The 16,077-nt window shown below is 66.8% G+C and carries 13 protein-coding genes; 2 read left to right on the top strand and 11 right to left on the bottom strand.

From position 1 onward, the window contains the following. Positions 1–3: 3 nt before the first annotated feature. From tpiA to rlmE, 5 genes are all read right to left on the bottom strand, one after another. Positions 4–753 carry a triose-phosphate isomerase gene (gene tpiA, locus HOP58_RS02350; protein WP_010625703.1) on the bottom strand — a complete coding sequence of 250 codons (750 nt, stop codon included), beginning with the start codon at positions 751–753 and terminating at the stop codon, positions 4–6. A gap of 72 nt (positions 754–825) precedes the next feature. Next, complete coding sequence (gene glmM, locus HOP58_RS02345) at positions 826–2,175, bottom strand: phosphoglucosamine mutase (protein WP_234259415.1); 1,350 nt, start codon at positions 2,173–2,175, stop codon at positions 826–828. Continuing rightward, on the bottom strand, positions 2,168–3,043 hold the full coding sequence (gene folP, locus HOP58_RS02340) for a dihydropteroate synthase (protein WP_234259414.1): 876 nt from the start codon (positions 3,041–3,043) through the stop codon (positions 2,168–2,170). Before folP ends, glmM begins: the two co-directional genes overlap by 8 nt. 74 nt (positions 3,044–3,117) lie before the next feature. After that, on the bottom strand, positions 3,118–5,139 hold the full coding sequence (ftsH, locus tag HOP58_RS02335; protein WP_026037778.1) for an ATP-dependent zinc metalloprotease FtsH: 2,022 nt from the start codon (positions 5,137–5,139) through the stop codon (positions 3,118–3,120). A gap of 224 nt (positions 5,140–5,363) precedes the next feature. Continuing rightward, entirely contained in the window at positions 5,364–6,089 is a 726-nt protein-coding gene (gene rlmE, locus HOP58_RS02330; protein ID WP_346657447.1) for a 23S rRNA (uridine(2552)-2'-O)-methyltransferase RlmE, read from the bottom strand. Positions 6,090–6,253: 164 nt separating this feature from the next. Between rlmE and yhbY the strand changes: the two genes are divergently transcribed. Beyond that, positions 6,254–6,580, top strand: a complete 327-nt coding sequence (yhbY, locus tag HOP58_RS02325) for a ribosome assembly RNA-binding protein YhbY (RefSeq protein ID WP_010625708.1) — start codon at positions 6,254–6,256, stop codon at positions 6,578–6,580. Positions 6,581–6,693: 113 nt separating this feature from the next. Here yhbY and greA read toward each other — a convergent pair whose 3' ends face one another. The 4 genes from greA to dapB all read right to left on the bottom strand — a co-directional run bounded on the left by greA (position 6,694) and on the right by dapB (position 12,767). Beyond that, the gene (gene greA / locus HOP58_RS02320; protein ID WP_010625709.1) at positions 6,694–7,170 is read right to left on the bottom strand and encodes a transcription elongation factor GreA; all 477 of its coding nucleotides are present in this window, start codon (positions 7,168–7,170) and stop codon (positions 6,694–6,696) included. Then, positions 7,167–10,397: a carbamoyl-phosphate synthase large subunit gene (gene carB / locus HOP58_RS02315; RefSeq protein ID WP_234259413.1), complete on the bottom strand. Its 3,231-nt coding sequence runs from the start codon at positions 10,395–10,397 to the stop codon at positions 7,167–7,169. Before carB ends, greA begins: the two co-directional genes overlap by 4 nt. 57 nt (positions 10,398–10,454) lie before the next feature. Beyond that, entirely contained in the window at positions 10,455–11,600 is a 1,146-nt protein-coding gene (gene carA / locus HOP58_RS02310) for a glutamine-hydrolyzing carbamoyl-phosphate synthase small subunit (protein ID WP_234259443.1), read from the bottom strand. Positions 11,601–11,963: 363 nt separating this feature from the next. Beyond that, positions 11,964–12,767 (bottom strand): 4-hydroxy-tetrahydrodipicolinate reductase, encoded by an 804-nt coding sequence (dapB, locus tag HOP58_RS02305; protein WP_234259412.1) that lies wholly within the window; start codon positions 12,765–12,767, stop codon positions 11,964–11,966. A 132-nt stretch (positions 12,768–12,899) separates the two neighbouring features. Here dapB and HOP58_RS02300 point away from each other — a divergent pair, with 132 nt between their 5' ends. Beyond that, positions 12,900–14,888 (top strand): MBL fold metallo-hydrolase, encoded by a 1,989-nt coding sequence (locus HOP58_RS02300; RefSeq protein ID WP_234259411.1) that lies wholly within the window; start codon positions 12,900–12,902, stop codon positions 14,886–14,888. On the opposite strand, the gene HOP58_RS02295 is transcribed toward HOP58_RS02300, so the two are convergent. After that, positions 14,885–15,793, bottom strand: a complete 909-nt coding sequence (locus tag HOP58_RS02295; protein ID WP_234259410.1) for a DMT family transporter — start codon at positions 15,791–15,793, stop codon at positions 14,885–14,887. The genes HOP58_RS02300 and HOP58_RS02295 overlap by 4 nt on opposite strands. After that, positions 15,790–16,071, bottom strand: a complete 282-nt coding sequence (locus HOP58_RS02290) for a DUF2218 domain-containing protein (protein WP_234259409.1) — start codon at positions 16,069–16,071, stop codon at positions 15,790–15,792. Before HOP58_RS02290 ends, HOP58_RS02295 begins: the two co-directional genes overlap by 4 nt. Positions 16,072–16,077: the final 6 nt, after the last annotated feature.

The following is a 16,077-nucleotide window of genomic DNA, read 5'->3' as shown; positions in this document are numbered from 1 at the left end:
AGTTCAACCTGCTGACTGACAAATGGCTAGGAAATCGTCGACCTTGAGCGAAGCACCGCCCACCAGGCCGCCGTCGATGTCGGGCTGAGCCAGCAGCTCAGCCGCGTTGTCGGCATTCATGCTGCCGCCGTAGAGCAGACGCAGGCCCGCCGCTAGAGCACGATCATAGCCGGCCTGGTATTCGCGAATACCGGCCATGACCTCCTGGGCCTGCTCGGGCGTGGCCGTGCGGCCGGTACCGATCGCCCAGACCGGTTCGTAAGCGATGACGACACGCTCACGCTGATCGGGCTCCAGCCGGGCCATCACATAGCCCACCTGACGCAGCACCACTTCCATGGTCTTGCCGGCATCGCGCTCTTCCAGCGTCTCGCCCACGCACAGAATCGGGGTTATCCCCACGTTCAGCGCGGCCAGCAGCCGGTCGAGCACGGCCTCGTCATCCTCGCGATAGAGCTGACGACGCTCGGAGTGGCCCGCGAGGGCGTATTCCACGCCGAACTCCTTGAGCATGCGCCCGCTCACCTCGCCGGTGCGGGCACCGGAGTGCAGCGGGTTCAAGGTTTGCGCCCCCAGGCGGATCGGCGTGCCATCGAAGGCGCGCCGGGCCGCGTCCAGATAGGGAAAAGGCGGCAGAACGACCACGTCCAGCGACGCCGGGAGCGTCTTTTCGGCGAAACGCTGACCGAACTCCTCGACCAGCGCGGCCGAACCGTTCATCTTCCAGTTCCCGGCAATCAGCGGCGTGCGCATGCTGCATCCTCTTTCAAAGTGGAGCGAAATGGTATAGGAGGTGCCTAGTCAAGACAACCGTTGCGGCGGTTGTCAACCCAACTCTCCCTCGACCTGAGCGGCCAGGCGCTGCGCCAACCCCTCGACGTCGAGATGCGCGCGCCCTTCGACCATGACGCGAATCAGCGGCTCGGTGCCTGAAGGACGCAGCAGTACGCGTCCCTCGTCGCCCAGCTCCGCCTCCGCCTCGGCCACGGCATCCTTGACGGCCGGGCTCGCCATCAGCGCCTTGGCATCGCTGCCCGGCGTCAGGCGCACGTTGACCAGTACCTGCGGCACCTTCTCCAGCCCGGCGAGCAGCGTGTGCAGGGGCTTACCCTCGCTGATCATGATCGCCAGCACCTGCAGCGCCGAGACGATACCGTCACCGGTGCTCTGCACGTCGGCGCAGACGATGTGACCGGACGACTCGCCGCCCAGCTGCCAGTCGTTGGCCAGCAGGCGCTCCACCACGTAGCGGTCGCCGACCTTGGCACGCTCGAAGGGAATGCCCATGTTCTCGAGCGCCATGGCCAGGCCAAAGTTCGTCATCAGGGTGCCGACCACGCCGCCCACCAACTGGCCGCGCTGATGGCGGTCGCGGGCGATCAGGTAGAGGATGTCGTCGCCATCGATCTCGCGACCGTCGGCATCGACCATCAGCACCCGGTCGCCGTCGCCGTCGAAGGCGATGCCCAGATCGGCGCTCTGTTGAATCACCGCCGCCCGCAGGGAGGCCGGCGAGGTGGAACCGACGTCACGGTTGATGTTGAGGCCATCGGGGCTGGCCCCGACCAGGCTGACCTCGGCACCCAGCTCGCGGAACACGCTGGGCGCGATGTGATAGGTGGCGCCATGGGCACAGTCGAGCACCATGCGCAGCCCGTGCAGGCTGACCCGGTTGGGAATGGTCGACTTGCAGAATTCGATGTAGCGACCGGCCGCGTCGTCGATGCGCATCGCCTTACCCAGCCTGTCCGCCGCCACCGTGGTCAGCGACTCGTCCAGCATCGCCTCGATGCGTTCTTCGAGCTCATCGGCAAGCTTGGTGCCCGCGGTGGAGAAGAACTTGATGCCGTTGTCGGCAAAAGGGTTGTGCGACGCCGAGATGACGATACCGGCATCGGCGCGGAAGGTGCGCGTGAGATAGGCGATCGCCGGGGTGGGCATCGGACCGAGCAGCGCCACGTCGACGCCGGCGGCGGAGAGGCCCGCCTCCAGGGCCGATTCGAACATGTAACCCGAGATGCGCGTGTCCTTGCCGATCAGGACACGGGCGCGCCCCGACTCACGGGCCAGCACCCGCCCCATGGCCCAGCCCAGCTTGAGCATGAAATCCGGCGTAATGGGGTACTCGCCGACCGTCCCACGAATGCCATCCGTACCAAAGTATTTTCTAGTCATTCTCGCAGCCTTCCCTAAGCACGGCCCAAGTCATGTTCACCGCATCCATGGCAGGGCCAACGTCATGGACGCGCAGGATACGTGCGCCGCGCTCGATCGCCAGCGACGCCAGCGCCAGCCCGCCGGGCAGACGCTCCTCCACCGGCCGTCCCAGCACCTTGCCGATCATGCTCTTGCGCGACATGCCCACCAGCAGTGGCAGCTCGAGTTCGGCCAAGCGCTCCATGCGGTTGAGCAGGCGCAGATTGTGCTCCACGGTCTTGCCGAAGCCGAAGCCGGGGTCGAGCAGCAGCCGCTCACGACGCAGCCCCGCGGCCTCACAGGCCACTACTCGGGCGGCGAGGAATCCGGCCACCGCCTCCTCGATAGGCTCATCGTAGTGGGGCGCCTGCTGCATGTCGCGTGGTTCGCCCTGCATGTGCATCAGGCACACCGGCAGGCCGGTACCGACTGCCGCCTCCAGCGCACCCTCGCGCTGCAGGGCGCGCACGTCGTTGAGCATACCGGCGCCCAGCTGAGCGACCTCGCGCATCACGTCGGGATTGCTGGTATCCACCGACACCAGCGCATCGAGTTCGCACACCAGCCGCTCGACCACCGGCGCCACGCGGTCCAGTTCCTCCTGCGTGGCCACCGGCTGCGAGCCGGGGCGGGTCGATTCGCCGCCCACATCGATGATCGCCGCGCCCTCAGCCAGCATGCGCTCGGCGTGACGCAGGGCATCGTCGATGGCGACATGGCGGCCGCCGTCGGAGAAGGAGTCGGGAGTGACGTTGAGAATCCCCATCACGCGGGGGTAGGAGAGGTCCAGACGATGCCGCCCACACGGCAGCCAAATCGCTGAAGGAGAATCTGTCATGTCATGCATCCTGTGACATGGGTCGGGTCAGGTCGCCCCACGGCAAAGGCGCCCCGGTGGGGCGCCTGTGTCGGCATCGCGGCTTACGATCCGGCGGGACCGCCCAGCGGATCGGAGGGACGGCGGCGAGGCTCGTCGTCCTCATCCTCGTCACCGTGGTCTCCGCCATCGCCGCCGTCGCCACTGCTATCGGTCGGCTGCGGTGCCGGCTCCGCTTCGGGCTTGGGCTCTGCCTCGCCGCTCACTGGCGCGCCGGTGCCCGAGTCACCGTCTTCCCAGTCCTTGGGCGGACGCGGCGTACGGCCTTCCATGATGTCCTTGAGCTGATCGGCGTCGATGGTCTCGTACTGCATCAGCGCTTCGGCCATGGCGTCGAGCTTGTCGCGGTTTTCCTCGAGGATCTGCTTGGCCTTGGCGTAGCACTCGTCGATGACCTTGCGCACCTCCTTGTCGAGCTTGGAGACGGTCTCGCCGGACTTCAGCTTGCCGCCGCCCTGGCCCGGGCCGCCGAGGAACTGATGCGACTCGTCCTCGTCGTACATGATCGGGCCCATCTCCTCGGAGAGGCCCCACTTGGCGACCATGTTGTGGGCCAGCTCGGTAGCGCGCTTGATGTCGTTGGAAGCCCCGGTGGTGACACCGTTCGGCCCCAGGGTCATCTCCTCGGCGATACGGCCGCCGAACAGCGAGCAGATCTGACTGAGGATCTGCTGGCGCGACAGGCTGTAGCGATCCTGCTCGGGCAGGAACATGGTCACACCCAGGGCGCGACCGCGCGGAATGATGGTGACCTTGTAGACCGGGTCGTGCTCCGGCATCACCAGACCGATGATGGCGTGGCCCGACTCGTGGTAGGCGGTGTTGAGCTTTTCCTTGTCGGTCATGACCATGGAGCGGCGCTCGGCGCCCATCATGATCTTGTCCTTGGCCAGCTCCAGCTCTTCCATGCCCACCAGGCGCTTGTTGCGCCGCGCGGCGAACAGCGCCGCCTCGTTGACCAGGTTGGCCAGGTCGGCACCGGAGAAGCCGGGGGTACCGCGGGCGATCAGCGACGGCTTGACGTCGTCGGCCAGCGGCACCTTACGCAGGTGCACGTTGAGGATATGCTCACGGCCGCGGATGTCGGGCAGCGGCACCACCACCTGACGGTCGAAGCGGCCCGGACGCAGCAGCGCCGGGTCGAGCACGTCGGGACGGTTGGTGGCGGCGATGACGATGATGCCCTCGTTGGCCTCGAAGCCGTCCATCTCCACCAGCAGCTGGTTCAGCGTCTGCTCGCGCTCGTCGTTGCCGCCGCCCATGCCGGCGCCGCGCGAGCGGCCCACGGCGTCGATCTCGTCGATGAAGATGATGCAGGGGGCCTGCTTCTTGGCCTGTTCGAACATGTCGCGCACGCGGGACGCACCCACGCCGACGAACATTTCGACGAAGTCGGAGCCGGAGATCGAGAAGAACGGCACCTTGGCCTCGCCGGCGATGGACTTGGCCAGCAGCGTCTTACCGGTACCCGGCGGCCCCACCATCAGTACGCCGCGGGGAATGGTGCCGCCCAGACGCTGGAACTTGGAGGGGTCGCGCAGGAAGTCGACCAGCTCCTCGACCTCTTCCTTGGCCTCGTCGCAGCCGGCGACGTCGGCGAAGGTGGTCTTGATCTGATCCTGGGAGAGCAGCTTGGCCTTGGACTTGCCGAAGCTCATCGGCCCGCCCTTGCCGCCGGCGCCACCCTGCATCTGGCGCATGAAGAACATGAAGATGGCGAGAATCAGCAAGATCGGGAAGCTGGCGATCAACAGCCGGGTCCACAGGCTCTGCTCCTGCGGCTCGCGACCTATCACGGTGACGTTATGGGTGAGCAGGTCGTCGATCAGCTTGGGATCTTCCGCCGCCGGACGGATGGTCTGGAACTGCGAGCCGTCGGCGCGCTCGCCGGTGATCCGGTAGCCGTCGATGGTCACGCTGCGGACCTGCTGGTTCTGCACCTGCTGGACGAACTGGGAATAGTTCATCGTCTGCGGTGTCGTATCGACGGTGAAATTGTTGAACACCGTCAGCAGCACTGCCGCGATGACCAACCAGAGGATCAGATTCTTCGCCATATCATTCAAGGGTCTACCCTCATTGCAAGCTACTCTCGGCCAACGATGCCTGGCTCTAAGACCACGAATGGAGCGGCCATGTTCCGCCTCGCGGGCCGCACCCGCGCCACCACACACTGTGGCACAGTTGGGCGGCCATGTCTGGTCATGGAGCTGTTAGTCTTAAGCTATTGTCGATCGCCCAGGGCCGGCACCGCCGCACCCTGGCTCGTGTCGTCGGGCCGAGCCGCGGCTCAGCCCCGAAATCCGTCTGCCAGCAGGTAGACCTCGCGCGAACGGGCGCGGGATGCCTCCGGCTTGCGCGTCACCACCTTGGTAAAGCTCTCACGCAGCTCCTTCAGGTAGGCATCGAAGCCTTCGCCCTGGAACACCTTGGCCAGGAAGCGACCGCCGGGGCGCAGGGTCTGGCGCGCCAAGTCCAGCGCCAGCTCCACCAGGTACATGGCCTGGGGTTGGTCGATGGCGCTCATACCACTCATATTGGGGGCCATGTCGGACATAACAAGGTCCACCGGCCTGCCATCGAGGGTGGCGAGTATCGCCTCCAGCACGGCCTCCTCGGTGAAGTCGCCCTGAATGAACTCGACGCCGGCCAGGGCATCCATCTCGAGGATGTCCGAGGCGATCACCATGCCTTCAGGACCCACGCGGTCGGCCGCCACCTGACTCCAGCCGCCCGGGGCCGCGCCCAGGTCGATCACGCTCATGCCGGGCTTGAACAACCGGTCCTTCTCGTCGAGCGCCAGCAGCTTGTAGCTGGCACGGGAGCGATAGCCGTCCTGCCAGCTCTGCTGCACGAAACGGTCGTCGAAGTGCTCCTTGAGCCAGCCGGCGCTGCTCTTGCTGGCATTGCTCTTGCCGGCGCTGCCCTTGCTGGCACTGCCTTTGCTGACACCAGGCTGCTGGCGGCGCGAGCCGTCGGATGCGCCGTTGCGGGACGAGGAAGTGGATCGAGCCACACGATCACCTTGACTGAAGACGCCGAGCGGAGCGCAGACATGCCGGCCCGGTTCGGTGTGATGCAGAGCTGGACGAGGGCCCGGCGGGCCTTGCCATGCTTTCGCCGGCGCGCATTTCACCGTACCATGACAGGTTACGCGCAACCGGGAAGACGCAAGATACCATGAGCTTGTCACAGGCACAAAAGAAAGCATTTCGCAGCATCGGCCACCATCTCAACCCGGTGGTGACGGTGTCGGAGAACGGTGTCTCCGAGGGCGTGCTGGCGGAACTCGACCGGGCGCTGTCCGATCACGAGCTGATCAAGGTCAAGCTGGCCCTGCCGGAGCGCGACGACCGCGCCGCCATGCTCGAGGAGCTGCTGGCGGCCAGCGGCGCCGAGCGCGTGCAGACCATCGGCAAGATGGCACTGCTCTACCGCAAGAGCCCCCAGGCCAACCCGAAGCTCTCCAACGTCAAGCGCTTCGAGAACCACCACGGTCGGCACTGAAGCAAGCCGCAGAGGCAAGGCCCAAAAAGAGCCAAGGCCTAAAAAAACAAGCCCGCGACATGATGTCGCGGGCTTTTTCGTACCGGCCCGGGCTGGACTGAACTCAGCTGGGCTCAGCGGTGATCGACGCTGGAAATCTCGTACTCGACCTCGCCGCCCGGCGTGCTGACCACCACCACGTCGCCCTCTTCCTTGCCGATTAGAGCACGGGCAATGGGTGAAGTGACGGAGATCTTGCCGGCCTTGATGTCGGCTTCGTCCTCGCCGACGATCTGGTAGCTGACCTCCTCGTCGTTGCCGAGATTGATCAGCTCCACGGTGACACCGAAGATCACCTTGCCGGTCTGCGGCAACTTGGCCACATCGATCACCTGGGCGTTGGAGAGCTTGCTCTCGATCTCCTGGATACGCCCCTCGATGAAGCCCTGCTGCTCACGCGCCGCATGGTACTCGGCGTTCTCCTTGAGATCGCCATGCTCACGGGCTTCAGCGATGGCCGCGATCACCTTGGGTCGCGCCTCGCTCTTGAGCTCCTCGAGTTCCTTACGCAGGCGTGCTTCGCCGGCAACGGTCATCGGGACCTTGTTCATTGCGTTGCTCCTGCATGCAGTTCCTGTAACCGCCGCACCGTGATCTCGTTGCCATATTCCAGTGCCATGCAAACGGCACTCGCCCCTGCCAACGTAGTGGCATAGGGCACCTTGCGGGCCAGTGCGGTGCGGCGGATCACCGAAGAGTCGTTGATCGCCTGGCGACCCTCGGTGGTATTGACGATATAGGCGATGTCGTCGTTCTTGAGCAGATCGACGATATGCGGACGACCTTCATAGACCTTGTTGACGACTTCCACCTCGAGGCCGGCGGCTTCGAGGGCTGCGGCGGTGCCGCGAGTCGCGCACAGGGTGAACCCCAATCCTAGCAGAGAACGGGCGATCTCGATAACTCCCGCCTTGTCCGGTTCACGTACCGAGAGGAACGCCTTGCGCTCGCCTTCGAGCTTGGGAATCGCCTCGCCGGCACCCAGCTGCGCCTTGTAGAAGGCCTCGGCAAAGGTTTCGCCCGAGCCCATCACCTCGCCGGTGGACTTCATCTCCGGCGACAGGATCGGGTCGACGCCGGGGAACTTGTTGAACGGGAACACCGCCTCCTTGACGCTGTAGAAGTGCGGCACGATCTCGCGGGTGAAGCCCTGCTCGACCAGGCTCTTGCCGGCCATGCAGCGTGCGGCGATCTGGGCCAGCGAGGTGCCGATGCACTTGGAGACGAAGGGCGCGGTGCGCGAGGCGCGCGGGTTGACCTCGATGACGTAGATCTCGCCGTCCTGCCACGCCAGCTGCACGTTCATCAGGCCCACCACGCCGAGCTCGACGGCCATGCGCTTGACCTGATCGCGCATCTCGTCCTGCACCTCGGCGGGCAGCGAATAGGGCGGCAGCGCACAGGCGGAGTCGCCGGAGTGCACGCCGGCCTGCTCGATGTGCTGCATGATGCCGCCGATTACCACTTCGTGGCCGTCGGAAACGGCATCGATGTCGATCTCGATGGCAGCATTGAGGAAGTGGTCGAGCAGCACCGGCGAGTCGTTGGAGACCTTGACCGCGTGGGTCATGTAGTTCTCCAGCTCGTCGGCGGAGTAGACGATCTCCATGGCACGACCGCCGAGCACGTAGCTCGGCCGCACCACCAGCGGGTAGCCGATCGCCTCGGCCTTGGCGAAGGCCTCGTCGAAACTGCGCGCGGTGGCGTTGGGCGGCTGCTTGAGGCCCAGCTTGTCGATCATCTGCTGGAAACGCTCGCGGTCCTCGGCACGGTCGATGGCGTCCGGGGTGGTGCCGATGATCGGCACGCCGGCGGCCTCGAGCTCACGGGCGAGCTTGAGCGGGGTCTGGCCGCCGAACTGCACGATCACGCCGACCGGCTGCTCCTTGTCGGCGATCTCCAGCACGTCCTCCAGGGTCACCGGTTCGAAGTAGAGGCGGTCGGAGGTGTCGTAGTCGGTGGAGACGGTCTCCGGGTTGCAGTTGACCATGATGGTCTCGTAGCCGTCGTCGCGCATGGCGAAGGCGGCGTGAACGCAGCAGTAGTCGAACTCGATGCCCTGACCGATGCGGTTGGGCCCGCCGCCCAGCACCATGATCTTCTGACGGTCGCTGACTTCGGCCTCGCACTCCTCCTCGTAGGTGGAGTACATGTAGGCGGTGTCCGAGGCGAACTCGGCGGCACAGGTGTCGACGCGCTTGTAGACCGGGCGGATGCCGGCCTTCTGGCGGGTCTTGCGGAATTCCTTCTCGGAAACGCCGAGCAGCTTGGCCAGGCGCGCGTCGGAGAAGCCCTTGCGCTTGAGACGGAACAGCTCCTGGGCGCTGAACTCTGAGAGCGAGCGCTTGGCCACGTCCTGCTCGATACGCACCAGCTCCTCGAGCTGGACCAGGAACCAGGGGTCGATATTGGTCAGGGTGAAGATCTCTTCCACGCTCAGGCCGGCGCGCATGGCGTCGGCGATGTAGAAGATGCGCTCGGCGCCGGCGGCCTGCAGCTCACCCTTGATGTGCTGCATCGCCTCTTCGGTGAACTCGCTCACCTTGGGGTCGAGGCCGTCATTGCCGGTCTCGAGCCCGCGCAGCGCCTTCTGCAGCGACTCCTGGAAGGTACGCCCGATGGCCATCACCTCGCCCACCGACTTCATCTGGGTGGTGAGGCGGTCGTTGGCCTGGGGGAACTTCTCGAAGGTGAAGCGCGGAATCTTGGTGACCACGTAGTCGATGGAGGGCTCGAACGAAGCCGGGGTGCGGCCGCCGGTGATGTCGTTGGAGAGCTCGTCCAGGGTGTAGCCCACCGCCAGCTTGGCGGCGATCTTGGCGATCGGGAAGCCGGTGGCCTTGGAGGCCAGCGCCGAGGAGCGCGACACCCGCGGGTTCATCTCGATGACCACCATGCGCCCGGTCTTGGGGTCGACGCCGAACTGCACGTTGGAGCCGCCGGTCTCGACGCCGATCTCGCGTAGCACCGCAAGCGATGCGTCGCGCATGATCTGGTATTCCTTGTCGGTCAGCGTCTGCGCCGGGGCCACGGTGATGGAGTCGCCGGTGTGCACGCCCATGGGGTCGAAGTTCTCGATCGCACAGACGATGATGCAGTTGTCGTTCTTGTCACGAACGACCTCCATCTCGTACTCCTTCCAGCCCAGCAGCGACTCGTCGATCAGCAGCTCCTTGGTGGGCGAGAGGTCGAAGCCGCGATCGCAGATCTCCTCGAACTCCTCCTTGTTGTAGGCCACGCCGCCGCCGGAGCCGCCCATGGTGAAGGAGGGGCGGATGATCACCGGGAAGCCGAGCTCGGCCTGGATCTTCCAGGCCTCGTCCATGGAGTGGGCGACCTTGGCCCGCGGGCACTCCAGTCCGATGTTCTTCATCGCCTTGTCGAAGCGGTCGCGGTCTTCGGCCTTGTCGATGGTGTCGGCGTTGGCGCCGATCATCTCCACGCCGTATTTCTCGAGCACGCCGTGCTTGTCGAGCGCCAGCGCGCAGTTGAGCGCGGTCTGGCCACCCATGGTGGGCAAGATGGCGTCGGGACGCTCGGCCTCGATGATCTTCTCCACCGCCTGCCAGGTGATCGGCTCGATATAGGTGGCGTCGGCCATCACCGGGTCGGTCATGATGGTGGCCGGGTTGGAGTTGACCAGGATGACCCGGTAGCCCTCCTCACGCAGCGCCTTGCAGGCCTGGGCGCCGGAGTAGTCGAATTCGCACGCCTGGCCGATGACGATGGGGCCGGCGCCAATGATCAGGATGCTGTTTATGTCGGTACGCTTGGGCATGTCGGTTCCCGCGGCTGGATTCGTTGAAAGCAGGCGATAAGACGAAGGCGGCGCCGCTCAGCGGCGCTCACGCATCATCGTCACGAAGCGGTCGAACAGCGGCGACACGTCGCGCGGTCCGGGGCTCGCTTCCGGGTGCCCCTGGAAGCTGAAGGCCGGGCGGTCGGTCAGCTCGATGCCCTGCAGCGTGCCGTCGAACAGCGAACGGTGAATGGCGCGCACGTTGCCCGGCAGGCTCGCCTCGTCGACGGCGAAGCCGTGGTTCTGGCTGGTGATCATCACGTGGCCGCTGTCGAGGTCCTGCACCGGGTGGTTGGCACCGTGGTGGCCGTGGTTCATCTTCACCGTCTTGGCACCGGCGGCCAGGGCCAGCAGCTGATGGCCGAGGCAGATGCCGAACACCGGCACGTTGGTCTCGAGAATCTCCTGGATCGCCTTGATGGCGTAGTCGCAGGGGGCGGGGTCGCCGGGGCCGTTGGCCAGCAGGATGCCGTCCGGATTGCGCGCCAGCACGTCGCTGGCCGGGGTCTGCGCCGGCACCACGGTGAGGCGGCAGCCGCGGGAGGCCAACATGCGCAGGATGTTGTACTTCACGCCGTAGTCGTAGACCACCACGTGGAAGGGGCGCTCGCTGCTTCTGGCATCGACGTTGCCCTGGCCCAGCACCCACTCCGCCTCGTTCCACTCGTAGGCCTCGCGGCACGAGACTTCTTTGGCCAGGTCCATGCCCTTGAGCCCCGGGAACGCCCGCGCCGCGGCCAGTGCGCGCTCAACGGCGTCGTCGCCCTCGGCCTCGCTACCGGCCAGGATAGCACCGTTCTGGGCGCCCTTGTCGCGCAGGATGCGGGTCAGGCGGCGGGTGTCGATGTCGGCGATGCCGAGCACGTTCTGGCTCTTGAGGTAGTCGGAGAGCGACTGCTCGGAGCGGAAGTTGCTGGCGATGAGCGGCAGGTCGCGGATCACCAGGCCGGCGGCGGCGATCGAGCCCGACTCGACGTCTTCGGCGTTGACGCCGGTGTTGCCAATGTGCGGGTAGGTCAGGGTCACGATCTGTCGGGTGTAGGAGAGGTCGGTGAGGATCTCCTGATAGCCGGTCATGGCTGTATTGAACACCACCTCGCCGCTGGTCTGCCCATCGGCGCCGATGGCGGTGCCGTGAAACACGCTGCCGTCTTCCAGGGCCAATATCGCGGGTCTGCTCAATGCGGGGCTGTTCAAGACAAGGTCCTCCCATGCTGGTGCGAGCCTGAGGGGCGCAGGCTCGGCGGCTATCGTCGCGGCGACAGATTTGGCTCGTAAAAAAGCGGGACGAAGCCGATGGAACCGGTTTCATCCCGCTTGTTGTCTCTGTTTGCTCGGGGCTGGCCACGCAACAAGCGCGCAGTTGGACTGCTGTATTTCAGGCGCCCGGCCAAAATTTTGGAGATGTTACAGGAAATGGCGCTCAGCGGCTACCCCCATCGGGCAGTCCAGAGCAGTTGGCGATGTCCTCGGGACTACCCCGTCGTCAGCTCCCTCTCTCCTTTTTCAACCTGTCCCCGGCGTCTCGCGTGGCTTGCCCTGCGCTTACAGGCCCAACACGTCCTGCATGCCGTAACGTCCATTACTCTGGTCGGCGACCCAGCGCGCCGCCCGCACCGCACCCTTGGCGAAGGTCATGCGGCTCGAGGCCTTGTGGGTGATCTCGATGCGCTCGCCTTCGGTGGCGAACATCACCGTGTGCTCGCCGACGATATCGCCGGCGCGCACCGTGGCGAAGCCGATCTCCTTGGGGCCCCGCGGCCCGCACTGGCCGACACGCTCGAACACGCCGTGCTCCTTGAGCGTACGCCCCAGCGCCTCGGCCACCACCTCGCCCATCTTCAGCGCGGTACCGGAGGGCGCGTCGACCTTGTGCCGGTGGTGGGCCTCGATCACCTCGATGTCGTAGCCCTCGTCGCCCAGCGCCCGGGCTGCGGTCTCGAGCAGCTTGAGGGTCAGGTTCACCCCCACGCTCATGTTGGGGGCGAAGACGAAGGGCAGCCGCTCGCGATAGCCGTCAAGCTCGGCCAGCTCGTCGTCGGAGAGCCCGGTGGTGCCGATCACCATGCGCTTGCCGTGCGCCGCGCAGAAGGCCAGGTTGGCCAGCGTGACCTGGGGCGCGGTGAAGTCGATCAACACGTCGAAGTCGTCGACGATGGCCTCGAGGGAGTCCACCGCGGCGACGCCCAGCTTGCCGAGCCCCGCCAGCTCGCCGATATCGGCCCCAACCAGCGAACTGCCCGACTCGACGATACCGCCAGCCAGGGTGGCACCGGCATCCTCCTGCACGGCGTTGACCAGGGTGCGGCCCATGCGGCCGGCGACACCGACGATGGCGATACGGGTCATGCGGACTCCTGCGAAAGCTGACGAGTGGGAATCGAAGCAGTATATCAGAGCATCGACCGGGCTGGCCGAGCGCTTGGGCAGCGACAGCGGAATCGCCCACACTGAGCATGACGACCCCACGCAAGGAACGCCATGTCTGAGCCGATGCCGCCCGACACCACCCGCGTAGCCGCCCTGCTCGAGCTGCTCGAACGTCATACGCGCGTGCTGCTCACCGGACCACCCGGCAGCGGCAAGAGCACCCTGGTGCGGAGTGCGGCGGCGGCCCTGGCCGAACGGGGCCAGGTGTGTCGTTGCCTGGCCGCCGACCCCGGTCTGCCCGGCTTCGGCCCGCCCGGCGCCGTATGCCTGGGGCACTGGGATGAGCGCCTGGGGCGCTGGGATGAGCGCCTGGACGACTGGCATTTGGAAGCCATCGAGGCACTGGCCACGCTGGACAGCGCCCGCTTCCGCCTGCCGCTGATAGAAGCCGTACGCCGCATGGTCGCACGGCTCGACGCGACGCCGCTGCTCATCGACGCTCCTGGCGTGGAGCGCGGTATCGGCGGCGCCGAGCTGCTGCCGGCACTGGCCAATGCCGGCCGGGTGAGCGCCGTGGTACGCCTGGCGCCGGCGCAGGAGCGCGACCCGTATCCGCATGAGCGCACCGCCCTTGGCCTGGCGACGCTGAACCTGCCCGCGCACCCTCAGGCGCGCCATCCCGGCAAACAGCTGCGCCGCCAGTGGCGCACCGGCGCCTGGGACGCCTATCTCGACGGCGCCGAGACGCGGGAACTCGACCTGTCGGCGCTGATCATCGTCGGCGCCCCGCCGCCCGGCGATGCTCCTCATGCCTGGCCAGGGCGGCAGGTCGGCCTGCTCGATGTCGGCGGGACGACCCTGGCCATGGGCGAAGTCGTCGCTCTGGTGGGAGATCTACTCAGCGTGCGCACTCCGCCCCTGACGAACACGCCGCGCACCCTGGTCATTCGCGATGCCCGGCGCAACGCCGAGGGTCAGCTCGGCACGGCGCGCCCTCATCCTCGCCCCTCGTCGACCGCATCCGGCGAAGAGCCGACGCTCTCGACTACCCCTCAGGAAAACACCACCGGCCCCCGCCCGACGCTGCGCCTCAATGGACTGCGCGCCACGCTGGTCAACGGCGTATTCGGCGACCCGCTGCTGCATCTGCGCCTGCGCCACCGCAAGCGCAGCCTGCTGTTCGACCTGGGCGACCCCGGCCGACTACCGGCGCGGCTGGCCCACCAGATCAGCGACGTCTTCATCAGCCACGCCCACGTCGACCATATCGGCGGTTTCCTGTGGCTGCTGCGCTCACGCATCGGCGACTATCCGGCCTGCCGTGTCTACGGCCCGCCCGGGCTCGCCACTCACTTGGATGGTTTTCTGCGCGGCATCCTGTGGGACCGGGTCGAGGAGAAGGCGCCCCGCTTCGAGGTCTTCGAGCTGCACGGCGAGCGTCTGGCCCACTATCGCCTCGTTGCCGGGCAGCCGATGCAGGCGCTCTCCCCACGCGAGGTGGATGGCGGCGTGATCCACGCCGAGCCCGGCTTTCGCGTGCGCGCCGCCACGCTGGATCATGGCACCCCGGTGCTGGCCTTCGCCTACGAGCCGGCGACGCAGCTCAAGGTGCGCAAGGAGCGCCTGGACGCCCACGGCTGGGCGCCCGGCCCCTGGCTCGGCGAGCTCAAGCAGCGCGCGCTGGAAGGCGACGACGCAGGCGAGATCGCCCTGCCCGACGGCAGCCGGCACCCCGTCGCCGGGCTGGCCGAGCAACTGCTGTTCGCGCAGCCGGGCCAGCGCCTGGTCTATGCCACCGACTTCGGCGACACACCGGAGAACCGCGAGCGCCTGTGTGCGCTTGCCCACGGCGCCGAGGTGCTGTTCTGCGAGGCTTCGTTTCGTGAAGACCAGGCCGAGCAGGCCCGGCGCACCGGCCATCTGACCGCCCGCGCCTGCGGTGAGATCGCCGCCGCGGCCAGGGTCGGCCAACTGGTGCCGTTCCACTTCTCGCGCCGCCACGTGGAGGACGTAAGCGAGCTCTACGCCGAAATTCGCCGCCATTTTCCGCGGCTGGCCGCCACGCCAGGTAGCGAACCACATACCGACGAGCTGGATTAACGGGCCGCCTTGCCGTCCTGTCGCAGCAGCAGCCCGATGGCGGCGACCACCAGGGCGCTGCCCGGCAGCCAGTGCCAGCCGAGCTGCTCGGGGGCGGTGACGAACAGCAGCAGCATGGAGACGAAGGGCACCATGTAGCCGTAGGCGGTCACGGCCCCCGGCGTGAGCACCGAGGTAGCGCGCTGCATCAGCCAGAAGGTGAGCGCACTGGAGAAGAGCCCGAGATAGACCACCAGAGCCAGATCCTGCCAGCGCATGGTAACGAGCTGCGTGGCGGGTTCGATGGCGAGTCCCAGCAGGCCGATGGCGATGCCGCCCAGCCCCAGGCTCCAGAAGGTGCGTACCGCCGCCGACTCTGGCAGCCACTCCCGCGCCAGCCCCCACTTGCTCAGCACCGGGTAGAGCGCCGACGACACGCAGCCGAGGAAGAACACCGCCTCGCCGACTCCCACTTGCATGCCTTCGCCGTGGCTGCGGGCCTCAGCGAAGGCGAGCGCCAACGCCCCGGCGGCTCCCAGCGCGAGAATGGCCGGCAGCTGCCAGCCCAGCCGCTCGACGCGAAACCCGAGCCCCAGCAGGTAGGCCAGCAGCGGCACGGTGACGTAGAGGGTGGCCATGGAGAGCGCGGTGGCGTGATGGGCGGCCCAGAACATGGCGCCGAAGAAGCCGGCCAGACACAGCCCCATCAGCGTGTAGAGCGGCAACACCCGCCAGGGCGGGAGGAAGTCGGACGAGCGCCGCGCCAACCACCACAGCCCGGCACAGGCGATGGCAAAACGCAGGGCGGTGAGCGACAGCGGCGGCAGCTCGCTCATCATCCCCACGGCGGGAAACGACAGCCCCACCAGCAGGGCCCACAGCAGCATGCCGAGGTGGGCCAGGCGGAGCGACGTCGGCGCGCTCAATTTTCCCAGACGATGGCCAGTTCCTCGTCGCCCGCCATGCGCTGCAAGTGGGAATCCACCACGCCCTCGAGACGGTCGAGCACCTCTTCGTCCAGCGCCTCGATGGCCACCAGCAGCTTGCCCGGTTCGACGCGCATCACGCAGGAGCCGCCCTCGAACGCCACGCGACTCTGCTCCTCGCCCTGCTCCACCTCCAGCTTGTGCGCCCAGTGCTTGCACAGCCGGTTCATCACCCTCGCCCCGGATTCGGTGGCGATCACCGCACGCGACATCGGCATAGCAAC

Source organism: Halomonas sp. MCCC 1A11062, from assembly GCF_021404355.1.
GTDB lineage: Bacteria > Pseudomonadota > Gammaproteobacteria > Pseudomonadales > Halomonadaceae > Halomonas > Halomonas aerodenitrificans.
The sequence above is the reverse complement of the archived record's forward strand: the minus strand, read 5'-3'. Positions and strand labels throughout refer to the sequence as shown.